The organism is Lonsdalea iberica (genome assembly GCF_002111585.1).
Lineage (GTDB): Bacteria > Pseudomonadota > Gammaproteobacteria > Enterobacterales > Enterobacteriaceae > Lonsdalea > Lonsdalea iberica.
Genome location: NZ_LUTP01000006.1, coordinates 42,724 through 56,299, shown reverse-complemented (window position 1 = coordinate 56,299; position 13,576 = coordinate 42,724). Strand labels below are relative to the sequence as shown.

Below are 13,576 nucleotides of genomic sequence, written 5' to 3'. Positions count from 1 at the left end.
CATGACTGAATCTTTTGCTCAACTCTTTGAAGAATCCCTGAAAGAAATCGAAACCCGTCCGGGTTCCATCGTTCGCGGTGTTGTTGTTGCTATCGACAAAGATGTCGTACTGGTTGACGCCGGTCTGAAATCTGAGTCCGCCATTCCGGCTGAGCAGTTCAAGAACGCGCAGGGCGAAATTGAAATTCAGGTTGGCGATGAAGTTGACGTTGCACTGGACGCTGTCGAAGACGGCTTCGGCGAAACTCTGCTGTCCCGTGAGAAAGCTAAGCGTCACGAAGCATGGCTGATGCTGGAAAAAGCTTACGAAGAAGCTGAGACTGTTACCGGTGTTATCAACGGTAAAGTTAAAGGCGGTTTCACCGTTGAGCTGAACGGTATTCGTGCGTTCCTGCCGGGTTCCCTGGTAGACGTGCGTCCGGTACGCGACACGCTGCACCTGGAAGGCAAAGAGCTTGAGTTCAAAGTGATCAAGCTGGACCAGAAACGTAACAACGTTGTGGTTTCCCGCCGTGCAGTTATCGAATCCGAAAACAGCGCAGAGCGCGATCAGCTGCTGGAAAACCTGCAGGAAGGCATGGAAGTTAAAGGTATCGTTAAGAACCTCACTGACTACGGTGCGTTCGTTGATCTGGGCGGCGTTGACGGCCTGCTGCACATCACTGACATGGCTTGGAAACGCGTTAAGCATCCGAGCGAAATCGTCAACGTTGGCGATGAAATCAATGTTAAGGTGCTTAAATTCGACCGCGAACGTACCCGTGTATCTCTGGGTCTGAAACAGCTGGGCGAAGATCCTTGGGTTGCTATCGCTAAACGTTACCCGGAAAGCACTCGTCTGACCGGTCGCGTAACCAACCTGACTGACTACGGCTGCTTCGTTGAAATCGAAGAAGGCGTTGAAGGTCTGGTTCACGTTTCCGAAATGGATTGGACCAACAAAAACATCCATCCGTCCAAAGTGGTTAACGTGGGCGACGTGGTTGAAGTTATGGTTCTGGATATCGATGAAGAACGTCGTCGTATCTCCCTGGGCCTGAAACAGTGCAAATCCAACCCGTGGCAGCAGTTCGCTGAAACCCACAACAAGGGTGACCGCGTAGAAGGTAAGATCAAGTCTATCACTGACTTCGGTATCTTCATCGGTCTGGATGGCGGCATTGACGGTCTGGTTCACCTGTCCGACATCTCCTGGAACGTAGCTGGCGAAGAAGCTGTTCGCGAGTACAAGAAAGGCGACGAAATCGCTGCCGTTGTCCTGCAGGTTGACGCAGAGCGTGAGCGCATCTCCCTGGGCGTTAAACAGCTGGCTGAAGACCCGTTCAACAACTACCTGTCTATGAACAAGAAAGGTGCGATTGTTACGGGTAAAGTTACTGCCGTTGACGCTAAAGGTGCTACAGTTGAATTAGCTGATGGCGTTGAAGGTTACCTGCGTGCTTCTGAAGCCGCGCGTGACCGCGTTGAAGACGCAACTCTGGTTCTGAGCGTTGGCGATTCCGTCGAAGCGAAGTACACCGGTGTTGACCGTAAGAACCGCGTAGTTAGCCTGTCTGTTCGTGCTAAAGACGAAGCTGACGAGAAAGATGCAATTGCTTCTGTTAACAACAAACAGGAAGAAAGCAACTTCTCCAATGCAATGGCTGAAGCTTTCAAAGCTGCTAAAGGCGAGTAATCACGGTGGACCGAGCGACAGTATGCCGCTCGGTCTCAAACGGTAGTAAGTTACTATGGTGTTATCTGACCATATACTTGGAGGAACTATGACCAAGTCTGAGCTTATTGAAAGACTTGCTGGACAGCAATCTCATATCCCGGCCAAGTTAGTCGAGGATGCGGTTAAAGAGATGCTCGAGCAGATGGCGAGTACGCTGGCAGAAGGTGATCGTATTGAGATCCGTGGGTTCGGCAGTTTCTCACTTCACTACCGTGCACCGCGTGTTGGACGTAACCCGAAGACGGGTGAAAAGGTGGAACTCGAAGGTAAATACGTTCCCCATTTCAAACCTGGCAAGGAACTGCGCGATCGTGCGAATATCTACGGCTGAATGACAGCAGTAGGTAAGCATCTTGCGCGGTATGACGTGCAACAGACTGCTGAGTAAGAAATTTTAAAAGGCGCCCCACAAGGGGCGCCTTTTTTCTGTCTGCGATTTGGCCAACGAGTCTACCTCTGAGATATGAGGGTTGAGGCGCAGTGCAGACGAAGAGGGCATGGCTGTATGCAGGATGAATGAGGCAGTCAGCCACTCAGTCGTGATAGGAAAGATCCGCGGGTGTAGTGATTATGTAGAAATTTATCTATTTGAATCGGCGCGTTGACGGTACCGTGCCTGGTGGCATTTTTGACTTTCAGTAGCCGTGGAATAGTGAGAAGCCTTGGTTAACTTTACGGATCATCGCTGATTGTCAGAGGTGTGACCAGGATGGTCTCAGGCGATGACCTGTCAGGCGGCATATTTGTGCGGCCGCCTCTTTTGCGAACTGTTGAGTGGAGAGAACAAACAAACGGAGCTGCTTCGGCGGTGCATAGTCGGCGCAGTGTACCGAGGCATTGAAGGATGTGGTAAGGGTAAGTAAGCAGGCGGAACATTAACCAGCCTTCAAAAATGCTGATGAGTTGGGCATGACGCACATGTCGAAGAGGCATGAACCCGTACATCAGTGATGATGGTGACATCCGTCGAAGTCACGAGCGCGGCGCGTGATAAGGCGCATCAGGCCAAATTGAATGACCAGTAGAGTGCGGTAGGCGTCAACAGCGGGGATGATGAGGGTCACCCTAGCCAACGCAGGGTGACCTCGTTCATGAGCTGATTATTGGGTATGACGTTGTTGCAGACAGCCGATGATAGTCGCCAAATCCAAATTCTGATCCTGAAGCAGTACCAGCAGGTGATACATCAGATCGGACGCTTCGTTGGTCAACTCTTCCCTGTCATGCACGGTTGCAGCCAGCGCGGTCTCCAATCCCTCTTCGCCGACTTTTTGCGCGATACGCTTCGTGCCGCTGGCATAGAGCCGTGCGGTGTAGGAGCTTTCTGGGTCGGCGGCCTTACGGCTTGCCAGCAGCTGCTCCAGATTAAACAGGAACTGCCATTGACTGGCTGCCGGGGAGAAGCAGCTGCTAGTACCGGTATGGCAAGTCGGGCCAACCGGATTGGCCAGAACCAGCAGGGTATCGTTATCGCAGTCCGGCGTGATGGAGACGACGTTCAGGACATTGCCTGAGGTTTCCCCTTTGGTCCACAGTCGGTTTTTGGTGCGAGAGAAAAAGGTGACTTTTCCCGTCTCTTCGGTCGCCTGCAGCGCTTCAGGATTCATGTAGCCCAGCATCAGTACTTCGCCGGAGACGGCATGTTGTACGATAGCAGGCAGCATGCCGTTGGTTTTTTCCCAGTCTAGCTGGCTTCTTTGTTGTTCGGTTAACACACCCGGATCTCCACGCCTTGTTGCTTGAGGAACTGTTTCAGTTCACCAATATTAATAATTTGTTTATGAAAGACCGATGCCGCCAGCGCGCCATCGACGCGTGCATTCTGGAATGCTTCCAGGAAATGCTCGCGAGTACCGGCGCCGCCGGAGGCGATTAATGGCACCTGACAGACGTCTCGTACCTGCCGCAGCTGTTCCAAATCGTAGCCGTTGCGGACACCGTCTTGGTTCATCATGTTGAGAACAATTTCACCTGCGCCGAGCTTCTGAACTTCCTGAACCCAGTCCAGCGTTTCCCACTGAGTAACACGGGTGCGCTTCTCGTCACCGGTGTATTGATTAACATGATAACGCCCGGTGTCGGCGTCATGCCAGGTATCGATCCCGACGACGATGCATTGAACACCGAAGCGGTCGGCCAACCGGGAAATCAACGTCGGGTCGGCCAGCGCCGGCGAGTTGATGGAAATCTTGTCTGCGCCGAACGACAGAATCTGTGCGGCTTCTTCCAGACTTTTAATGCCGCCCGCTACGCAGAAGGGGATATCGATCACTTCCGCCACGCGAGAGACCCAGCTTTTATCCACGACGCGGCCGTCAGAGGATGCTGTGATATCGTAAAACACCAGTTCGTCCGCGCCTTCCAGTGCATAGCGCTGCGCCAGAGGAACGATATCGCCGATGATTTCGTGGTTGCGGAATTGAACGCCTTTCACCACCTGTCCGTCGCGCACGTCAAGACAGGGAATTATCCGTTTTGCCAACATGCGATTGCCTCCGCTACGTTAAATTTTTCTTCCAGCAGTGCGCGACCCACGATCACGCCTTGCACGCCGCTACCGCGCAGCGAGGCAATATCGGCAAGAGAGCCGATACCGCCGGAAGCCTGAAACGCCACCTGAGGGTATTGCTGGCAGATCTGTCGATAAAGATCCACGTTAGAACCCTGCAGCGTGCCGTCGCGGGAAATATCGGTGCACAACACGTGACGCAGACCCAACGGCAGATAGCGCTCGACGGTCTGTTCCAGCGTGATCCCTGAGTTTTCCTGCCAGCCGCTGATCGCCACATTTTTAACGCCGTCGGCATCAATACGCACGTCCAGCGCTAGTACCAATGCCTCTGCGCCGTAGCGCGTAAACCATGATTGCACCAACGCGGGATCTTTGACGGCGGTGGAGCCGATGACGACGCGGCGGGCACCTGCCGCCAACAGGGCTTCTACGTCCTGCTCGGTGCGGATACCGCCGCCGACCTGTACCGGCACGGAGACGCCGGCCAATAGCGTTTTCAGAAGGGGGATCTGGCGAGCGGCGGGATCTTTTGCCCCGGTCAAATCGACCAGATGCAGCACCTGCGCGCCTTGCTGCTGATAATCCTGCAGGCGAGGAAGCGGATCGCTGCCGTATTGGCGCTGCTGTCCGTAATCGCCCTGATGCAAACGGACGACCTGCCCGTCGATCAAGTCTAAAGCGGGAATAATCATGATCGTTTACATCTCCAGAAAGTTTTTCAGCAACTGCGCGCCAGCGGCGCCAGAACGTTCCGGGTGGAACTGCACGCCGTAGAAGTTCTCTTTTTGCACTGCGGCCGTAAAAGGATCGCCATACTGAGCCTGTGCGATGGTATCGGCGCAGACAGGCATGGCGTAGCTATGCACGAAGTAGAAATAAGCGTCCTCGGGAATGTCGCGGAACAGACGGTGACCCGCCTGCGGCGTTAGCTGGTTCCAGCCCATGTGCGGCAAAGGCAGCCCTTGGTCTTCCATTTTCAGCACGGGCGCGTCGACGATGCCCAGCGTGTCGATACCGCCGCTCTCGTCGCTGGCGCTGCCCAGCAGCTGCATCCCCAAACAGATACCCAGTACGGGCTGGGTGCAGGCTTTAATCAGGTCGATCAGATCGCGCGCTTTCAGCTGTTCCATCGCGGCCTGCGCCGTGCCGACGCCCGGCAGAAACAGTTTATCGGCATGCAGCACCACGTCCGACTCGCGGCTGATGACGGGGTCATAGCCCAGACGTTTCACCGCATAGGCGACGGATGACAGATTGGCGCAGCCGGTATCAAGAATCACTACGTCCATCACAATACTCCTTTCGAGCTCGGCAACGTATCACCTTCGACCCGGATAGCCTGACGCAGCGCGCGGCCAAAGGCTTTAAACAAGCTCTCGACGCGGTGGTGGTCGTTACGGCCTTTGGTTTTGAGGTGCAACGTGCAGGCCATTGCATAAGAGAGCGAACGGAAGAAGTGTTCGACCATTTCCGTGCTCAGATCGCCCACGCGCTGATAGTTGAATTCTGCTTTGTATTCCAGGTGCGGACGGCCGGAGATATCCAGCGCGCAGCGGGCCAGACATTCGTCCATCGGCAGCACGAAACCGAAGCGGCCGATACCGCGTTTGTCGCCCAGTGCCTTATTCAACGCTTCACCCAACGCCAGCGCGGTGTCTTCTACCGTGTGGTGGTCGTCGATGTACAGATCGCCTTTGACTTCCACCTGCATCCGGAAACCGCCGTGGGTGGCGATTTGGTCCAGCATATGGTCAAAGAACCCCACGCCGGTGCTGATCTGGCTCTCACCCTCACGATCTAGCCAGACGTTAACGTCGATAGCCGTTTCGCGCGTCACCCGGCTGACGTATGCGTGGCGGTCGCGGCGGGTCAACTGGGTGACAATATCAGCCCAGTTGAGCCCGTCTCGCTGGTAGCGCAGACCGGTGATCCCCATGTTTTTCGCCAGTTCGATATCCGTTTCCCGATCGCCGATGACATAGCTGTTGCCGCTGTCCATCACGTTGTCTTTCAGGAAAGCGTCAACCAGCGCGGTTTTCGGTTTGCGGCAATCGCAGTGGTCAGACGGCAGGTGAGGGCAGATCAATACGCGCTCGAAGGCAATCCCCTGTGAGGTGAAGATCTGCATCATCAGGTTATGCGGCGGATCGAATTCGTCCTGCGGGAAGCTGGCGGTGCCGAGTCCATCCTGATTCGTGATCATCACCAGTTTAAAGCCAGCCTTTTGCAGCGCCAGCAACGAAGGAATGACACTCGGCTCCAGCGCCAGTTTGTCCAGCCGGTCAACCTGATAATCCTCAGGGGGCTCGGCGATCAACGTGCCGTCACGGTCGATAAAAAGGTATTTCAATCCCACAATCGTTCCTCAAGATTAAGCGGTGATGCCGGAAAGCGCCTGTAGGGCGGCGATAACGCGTTCACATTCGTAGCGGGTGCCGACGGTAATACGTAGGCACCCGGCCAGCCCGGGCTGTTTATTTTGGTCGCGCAGAATAATGCCTTGCTCCCACAGAGATTTAAACACTTGGGTCGTTGGATTGAACTTCACCAGCAGGTAGTTGCTTTCGCTGGGGAACACCGACTGTACGCAGTCCAGCGGCTGCAGTTTATCGGCCAGCCACTGACGATTGTCCAGTATCTCGGCGACATTGGCCTTCATCTTCGCGACACCCGTCTCGCTCAGCGCCTGTGCGGCGATGTCAGCCACCGGTAGAGAGAGTGGGTACGGGGCAATCACCTTTAACAGCAGCTGAATGACGTCTTCGTTCGCCAGCGTAAAGCCGCAGCGCAGTCCCGCCAGCGCGAATGCTTTAGACAGCGTGCGCAGGATCACGAGATGAGGATAGTCCGCCAGCCAGCTTACGGTGGAGGCCTCTGGGCAGAATTCGATGTAGGCCTCGTCGATAACAACCAGCGCCTTGTCCTGCGCCAGTGTTAGTAGGCGACGCAGATCTTCCGGGTTCACCAGATTGCCCGTCGGATTGTTCGGGCTACAGACGTAGATCACTTTGACGTTATCGAGTTGCCGTTCAATCGAGGCCATATCCAGCTGCCAGTCCGCTGTACTTTGCGCCGTGCGGCGTTCTACGCCGAACGTTTCGGCGCTGACCGCGTACATACCATAAGTCGGCGGACAGAACAGAATCGCGTCTTTACCGGGTTCGCAGAAGGCGCGAATTAACAGCTCGATACCTTCATCCGCGCCGCGGCTAGCCAGCACCTGCTCTGGTCTGACTCCCGCGTAGGCCGCGTAGCGCTCAATCACTTGCTTAGGCTGACATTCCGGATAGCGGTTGAGCGTGGGTAGCGTGAGCTGATATTCCGGCTCCTGAGGAAACTCATTGGCGTTCAGCCAGACATCGCCGCTGCCCCCCAGACGGCGGGCCGACAGGTAGGGCGTCAGCTGACGGACGTTTTCGCGTGCCAGATTTTCGATGCTCATGCTTGCTCCTTCAGGGCGGCGACGCGCAGGGAGACGGCGTTTTTGTGAGCGGCCAGCTGTTCCGCCTGCGCCATCACTTCTATCGCGGGCGCCAGCGCCAGCAAGCCTTGCGGCGTTAATTGCTGAACGGTCATCCGTTTCTGGAAATCCGCCAGCCCCAGACTCGAATAGGTGGCGGTATAGCCGTAGGTCGGCAGCACATGGTTGGTGCCGGAGGCATAGTCGCCCGCGGACTCCGGCGACCAGTCGCCGAGGAAGACTGAGCCGGCGCTGATGACGTCGTCAACGAGATCGCGGGCATTGCGGGTCTGGATGATCAAGTGCTCAGGACCATACTGATTGCTGATCTCGACGCACTGAGCCAGGTCGCGGGTAATGATCACACGGCTGCTGGCCAGCGCCTGTGCAGCGATTTCGCGGCGCGGAAGCTGACTTAGCTGCTGTTCCACCGCCACGGTGACGGCCCGAGCCAGCTCGCGATCCGGCGTTAACAGAATCACCTGCGAGTCCGGACCGTGCTCCGCCTGAGAAAGCAGGTCGGAGGCGATAAAGTCCGGCGTCGCGCCGCTGTCGGCAATCACCAGCACTTCGGAAGGCCCGGCGGGCATATCGATCGCCGCGCCGTCCAAACGCTGACTCACCTGACGTTTGGCTTCGGTCACGTAGGCGTTGCCGGGGCCAAAGATCTTATCCATTTTCGGAATGCTTTCGGTGCCGAACGCCATGGCGGCAATGGCCTGCGCGCCGCCCAGTTGGAAGACTTCCTGCACGCCGCACAGCTGCGCCGCATACAGAATTTCATCGGCAATCGGCGGGGGGGAGCACAGGATGACGCGGTTGCAGCCCGCCAGCGTTGCGGGCGTTGCCAGCATCAGTACCGTCGAGAGCAGGGGCGCAGAACCGCCGGGGATATACAGCCCGACGTTGGCGATAGGACGGGTGAGTTGCTGGCAGCGGACGCCGGGCTGAGTTTCGACGTCCACTGGTGGCAGTTGCTGCGCCTCGTGAAACGTTTTGATATTACGTACGGCAATCGCCATCGCTTGTTTGATGTCATCGCCCAGACGGTCGGCCGCGGCGTCGACGTCCTGCTGACTGATGCGCAGGCTGTCCACCCGCACTTTGTCGAATTTGGCGCTGAAGTCACGCAGGGCGCTGTCGCCTTCGGCTTTCACGCGATCCAGAATGTCGCTGACGATGGCGGTGATCTGGCCAGAGGCGGAAATCGCCGGGCGCGTCAGCAGCTGTTGCCGCTCTGATTCTGAACAGGTTTGCCAATCTATGAGTGTTTCGAAGCTGTTCGCCATGGTGATTACTCCATCATTTTCTCAATCGGCAGCACCAGAATAGAGCTGGCGCCCAGCGCTTTCAGATTTTCCATTGTTTCCCAGAACAGGGTTTCGCTACTCACCATGTGCATGGCGACGCGGCTTTTCTCTCCGGCCAACGGCAAAATAGTCGGACGCTCGGCGCCCGGCAGCAGCGCGATGATTTCGTCCAGACGTTCGCTGGGCGCGTGGAGCATGATGTATTTGGATTCGCGAGCTTGAATCACTCCCTGTATACGGGTCAGGAGTTTGTCGATCAATTCCTGTTTCTCTGCGGGCATTTCGCCATCGCGCTGAATCAGGCAGGCTTTGGACCGGTAAATCACTTCGACTTCACGCAGACCGTTGGCTTCCAGCGTGGCCCCGGTCGAAACCAAGTCGCAGATGGCGTCGGCCAGACCCGCGCGAGGAGCGACTTCAACTGAACCATTCAGCAGGCAGGATTTGAAATTGATGTCTTGTTTATCGAGGTACTGCTTAAGGATGTGGGGGTAAGACGTGGCGATACGTTTGTTTTGCAGGCATTGAGGACCGGTGTATTCCTCATCCAGCGGCATCGCCAGCGACAGGCGGCAACCGCCGAAATCCAGACGGCGCAGCGTAAAGTAACGCGGGTCTTCGCCTTGGGCGCGGCGGTCGAGTAACTCTTCCTCCAGCACGTTTTCGCCGATGATGCCCAGATCGACGACGCCGTCCATGACCAGCCCTGGGATATCGTCATCGCGAACGCGCAGGATATCGATGGGCATATTCTCAGCGAAAGCGATGAGACGCTGCTGCTGCAAGTTGATTTTAATACCGCAGCGGGCCAGTAACTCGCGAGATTCGTCGCTCAAACGGCCTGATTTCTGCATCGCGATGCGTAAACGTGTTTTATCCAGCATATAAACCTCAATTTTCCTGTCTGATGTGCCTGTTGATGCAGGCTTCTTTTAAAAACGGGGGACATAAAAAAACCCTCGGAAGACGATCTTCCGAGGGCTCTCTTTAACGTTCTGCGCCACTGGAAGATCTAACCGTCTTCCAGCACCTATCGCCTGAAAGACTAGTCAGGGTGATGGTGATGATGGTGGTTGAACAGAACGCTTAACATAATATTGTCCATTGAAGTGGATGATTTAATTCTCGTGTTGGACTTAACCTAAACCAAGTCGTATCGGTTGTGCAACCGTTTTTTACCTCTCCGCAAGCATTTGGTGTTGCTATGGTTAATTGAGCGTGGATAGTAGGTGGAAACAAGCGGGTCAGGGCGGGAGCGTGAAATGAAAAAAGTGTCGATTATCGGGTTAGGGTGGTTGGGCATGCCGCTGGCAATGGCGTTGATGGGCCGCGGGTATCAGGTGGTCGGATGCAAAACCACGGATGACGGGGTAGAGGCGGCACGCAACGTAGGGATTGAATGTTATCGCCTGCGTCTGACGCCAGAACTCGAGTGCGAAGCCCGTGAGCTGGAAGCGTTGCTGGACACGGAGGCGCTAATTGTGACGTTGCCGCCGAGCAGGGTGTCCCAGGAGGGGGCAGGCTATCTGGAGGCGGTTCAGGCGATCGTCAACAGCGCGTTGGCCCACGGCGTTCAGCGCATGGTGTTTACCAGCACGACGTCGGTATACGGACGGACGCAAGGCATCGTTAAGGAGAGCAGCGCGCTGCAGCCTGATACCGCGACGGCGCGAAGCATTGTTGAGCTGGAACAATGGTTGCACGCGTTGCCGAATACGGAGGTGGATATTGTGCGGCTCGCCGGGCTGGTGGGCGCGGAACGCCATCCTGGGCGTTTTCTGGCCGGGCGACGCGACGTGCCGAATGGCAGTCACGGTGTCAATCTGGTTCATCAGGAGGATGTGGTTGCGGCCATTCTCCTGTTGTTGCAGCTGCCGCACGGTGGACATCTCTACAACCTGTGCGCGCCGCTGCATCCTTCCCGGGAAGTTTTCTATACCGCACAGGCGCAGCGTTTGCATCTGGACCCGCCCCGATTTTTGGCGGGCGACCCGGCGGCGGCGCGCCTCGTCGATGGGCAGCTTATCTGTCGCGAACTGGGATTCGAGTACCTGCATCCAGACCCGATGACGATCCCGCTCAACTGACAGATCCTCTTTAGCCATTATTTTTTCGGTACAGGCGTCGAGGATGACCGATTTTGCCGTACAGCATCTGCACGTCGAGAAAATGATTTTCCAGACTGTGCTCCAGATAGCGGCGGGCGGTGGTCTTGCTCAGCCCCGTTCGGGCGACCACCTCATCGACTGAAAACAGCGTGTCGGGGGCGTCATGGAAGATCTGCTGGATCAAATTCAGAGTGTTTTCCTCGATGCCTTTCACCGACGAGCCGGTGGGGGCGGCGCTCGACTGGAGCTGATACAGAACGTCGACGTTTTGCTGGTCGACGTATTTGTAGGTGTACTGCGCCTTTACGAACTGGATAAACCGATTCAGCGATGAACGCAGCCGCGGGTAGGACACGGGTTTGATGATGTAATCAAACGCGCCGCAGCGGATCGCCTGGGCGCACGTGTCCATGTCGCTCGCGGCCGTGATGAAAATGACCGAACAGTTCATTCCCTTCATGAGTTCACTCTCAATCAATGAGATGCCTTCGCCATCCGGCAGATAGTTATCCAATAGCATTAAACGGGGACGATGCAGCTGAAGTAATCGCCGCGCTTCTTGGAGCGTAGAGGCGATACCGACGATGCCTAGGTTGAAATTCTTTTCAATAAACTCGGCATGGATGTCGGCCAGTCGTTTTTCATCTTCGACGATGAGGACCTCGAAGTTTTCGACCGATTCGTCCGTCGATGAGGTGGGTTTCTCAATTGACATGATGCTCTGTGTTCCTGTTGGTCTCTGTCTGGTGAGTCTCGGTAAGATGCCGGGGAATAAAAACGGAGAAAATAGTGCCCTGCGGCGGGTTGGCGGAAACCTCAATCACCCCCTGGGCCTGATTGACATAGTTTGCGACCAGATGAAGCCCCAGCCCGTGATCGCCTGTGGTCTTGCTGGTGGCGCCCATGTCAAAGATGCGGTCGGCTATCTCCGGGGCGATGCCGGTGCCTTTGTCGGCGATTTCGATCACCAGTTCCCGCTCATTATCATGAATATAGACCTCAATCGGTTCATGCGGCCGCGGGCTGGCCAGCGTGGCCTCCATCGCGTTATCCAGCAGATTGCCGATGATCGACATCAACTCGGTCTCACGCAGCGCGTCGGGGATAGCTTTCAGCTGACAGCGAGGGTCGAAGAGTATTTGCAGTCCTTTCTCTCGTGCGCTGGCGTATTTCCCCAGCAGTAATCCACACAGGGCGGGAGCGCTGAAACGCGCGGAGATGAAGTCCAAGGTGGCCTGCGCGCCCTGCGATTGGGCTTCGATATAGCGAATCGCCTCATCGTAGCGCTCCAGGTGCAGCAGCCCGGCCAGCGTCGCCGTCCAGTTCAACTGCTCATGGCGTAATATTCGCAGGCTGTTGGCGTAGCGCTTTACCTGACTGAGCTGCAAGCTCAACGTGTGAAGATCGTTTTTATCGCGAAAGCTGATGACCCACCCCTGTAGCTCGTCTTCCAGCATAATCCGCACGCGGCTGGCGATGACGGTCACATGGTTAAAGCGGCAAATTTCGTCATGGGTATCGCTGGTCCACATCTCGTCGCTGGAAAAGAAGGGGACGGACTTGATGACTTCGTCTATCGGTCTGCCACGTAGCGTCACGGCGGGATCGTTCAGCTCCAGCAGCGTTTTCGCCGAATGGTTGATGGCGGCGATATGCGACTGTTTGTCGATAGCGATGACGCCTTCGTCGATGGACTCGAGCAACGCCTGCTGCTGGCGGACCAGCAGTTTGATCTCCAGGGGCTCCAGCCCGAACATCTGTTTTTTAAGATTGCGAGAAAACCACCATGAAAATAGGAACAGCGCGATAAAAATCGCCACGATCCCTAGCAGAACGTGGCTGACATTACTGAGCGATAGGCTGTCGATGTGCGTTTTCAGGTAGCCGACTGAAACGATGCCCACCACCTCGTTGCCGTCCATGATAGGCGCTTTGCTACGCAGGGAAATGCCGGTTCCGCCGTGGCGTAGGGTGATCGTCGTCTTGCCGGCAAGCACTTCCGCATTATCCCCGCCCACCATCTGGCTGCCGACCAGCTGAGCGTCCGAGGAGTGAAAAAGATGCACGGCGCTACGGTCGCCAATGACGATAAAGCTGGCGTCACTGTTCTGTATTAACTTCTGCCCGAGAAGATCAATAGTGGGGATGTCGCGTTGCTTGACGCTGGTGATAAGCGTGGGGATCACGGCGATCTCTTTTGCCTGCACCTGCGCCCGTCCGCCCAGCTCATGGTAAAGGCGTTGAGATGTGGCGCGGTAATAATAAAGGCTGCCCATGGCTAACAGTAGGGAAAAGAAAATCATCAGATAAATGAAGAGTCTGAGATGAAATGAAAGCCTCAATGCCATGTTGCGCTAACACCGCCAAGTTTGTTTTGTCTGAAAGTTCAATCTAGCATGAAAGAAGTGAAAGGGGATAAGCAGTGCCCATTCTTGTGAGCGCCGACAGGTAAGTTATCCGCAGGATTAA

Annotated in this window: 13 protein-coding genes and 1 other annotated feature; of the genes, 3 read left to right on the top strand and 10 right to left on the bottom strand. The window is 55.9% G+C overall.

The genetic code is table 11. The features are described from left to right. Position 1: 1 nt before the first annotated feature. The gene (gene rpsA, locus AU511_RS03605) at positions 2-1,675 is read left to right on the top strand and encodes a 30S ribosomal protein S1 (RefSeq protein ID WP_100052958.1); all 1,674 of its coding nucleotides are present in this window, start codon (positions 2-4) and stop codon (positions 1,673-1,675) included. An 88-nt stretch (positions 1,676-1,763) separates the two neighbouring features. Beyond that, the gene (gene ihfB / locus AU511_RS03600; protein WP_026740440.1) at positions 1,764-2,048 is read left to right on the top strand and encodes an integration host factor subunit beta; all 285 of its coding nucleotides are present in this window, start codon (positions 1,764-1,766) and stop codon (positions 2,046-2,048) included. A gap of 769 nt (positions 2,049-2,817) precedes the next feature. On the opposite strand, the gene hisIE is transcribed toward ihfB, so the two are convergent. The 8 genes from hisIE to hisG are packed head-to-tail and all read right to left on the bottom strand — an operon-like array spanning position 2,818 to position 9,883. After that, positions 2,818-3,432: a bifunctional phosphoribosyl-AMP cyclohydrolase/phosphoribosyl-ATP diphosphatase HisIE gene (hisIE, locus tag AU511_RS03595; protein ID WP_094100379.1), complete on the bottom strand. Its 615-nt coding sequence runs from the start codon at positions 3,430-3,432 to the stop codon at positions 2,818-2,820. After that, positions 3,426-4,202 (bottom strand): imidazole glycerol phosphate synthase subunit HisF, encoded by a 777-nt coding sequence (hisF, locus tag AU511_RS03590; RefSeq protein WP_094108796.1) that lies wholly within the window; start codon positions 4,200-4,202, stop codon positions 3,426-3,428. The genes hisIE and hisF overlap by 7 nt, the downstream gene beginning before the upstream one ends. Further along, on the bottom strand, positions 4,184-4,921 hold the full coding sequence (gene hisA, locus AU511_RS03585) for a 1-(5-phosphoribosyl)-5-[(5-phosphoribosylamino)methylideneamino]imidazole-4-carboxamide isomerase (RefSeq protein WP_094108795.1): 738 nt from the start codon (positions 4,919-4,921) through the stop codon (positions 4,184-4,186). Before hisA ends, hisF begins: the two co-directional genes overlap by 19 nt. Positions 4,922-4,927: 6 nt before the next feature. Further along, positions 4,928-5,518, bottom strand: coding sequence for an imidazole glycerol phosphate synthase subunit HisH (gene hisH / locus AU511_RS03580; protein WP_094100382.1), 591 nt, complete (start codon positions 5,516-5,518; stop codon positions 4,928-4,930). Continuing rightward, positions 5,518-6,585 (bottom strand): bifunctional histidinol-phosphatase/imidazoleglycerol-phosphate dehydratase HisB, encoded by a 1,068-nt coding sequence (gene hisB, locus AU511_RS03575; protein WP_094108794.1) that lies wholly within the window; start codon positions 6,583-6,585, stop codon positions 5,518-5,520. Before hisB ends, hisH begins: the two co-directional genes overlap by 1 nt. Before the next feature lie 15 nt (positions 6,586-6,600). Continuing rightward, positions 6,601-7,671, bottom strand: coding sequence for a histidinol-phosphate transaminase (gene hisC / locus AU511_RS03570; RefSeq protein WP_094108793.1), 1,071 nt, complete (start codon positions 7,669-7,671; stop codon positions 6,601-6,603). Next, a complete protein-coding gene (gene hisD, locus AU511_RS03565) occupies positions 7,668-8,978 on the bottom strand; it encodes a histidinol dehydrogenase (protein WP_094108792.1) in 1,311 nt (436 codons plus the stop codon). Before hisD ends, hisC begins: the two co-directional genes overlap by 4 nt. A 5-nt stretch (positions 8,979-8,983) precedes the next feature. Beyond that, positions 8,984-9,883 carry an ATP phosphoribosyltransferase gene (gene hisG, locus AU511_RS03560; protein ID WP_094108791.1) on the bottom strand — a complete coding sequence of 300 codons (900 nt, stop codon included), beginning with the start codon at positions 9,881-9,883 and terminating at the stop codon, positions 8,984-8,986. 63 nt (positions 9,884-9,946) lie between these two features. Further along, positions 9,947-10,069 (bottom strand) — a sequence feature (His leader region). A gap of 192 nt (positions 10,070-10,261) precedes the next feature. Here hisG and AU511_RS03555 point away from each other — a divergent pair. Beyond that, the gene (locus AU511_RS03555) at positions 10,262-11,086 is read left to right on the top strand and encodes an SDR family oxidoreductase (protein ID WP_094108790.1); all 825 of its coding nucleotides are present in this window, start codon (positions 10,262-10,264) and stop codon (positions 11,084-11,086) included. A 10-nt stretch (positions 11,087-11,096) separates the two neighbouring features. On the opposite strand, the gene AU511_RS03550 is transcribed toward AU511_RS03555, so the two are convergent. Beyond that, positions 11,097-11,822: a response regulator gene (locus AU511_RS03550; RefSeq protein ID WP_094108789.1), complete on the bottom strand. Its 726-nt coding sequence runs from the start codon at positions 11,820-11,822 to the stop codon at positions 11,097-11,099. Beyond that, the gene (locus AU511_RS03545; RefSeq protein ID WP_094108788.1) at positions 11,812-13,455 is read right to left on the bottom strand and encodes an ATP-binding protein; all 1,644 of its coding nucleotides are present in this window, start codon (positions 13,453-13,455) and stop codon (positions 11,812-11,814) included. Before AU511_RS03545 ends, AU511_RS03550 begins: the two co-directional genes overlap by 11 nt. Positions 13,456-13,576 lie beyond the last annotated feature (121 nt).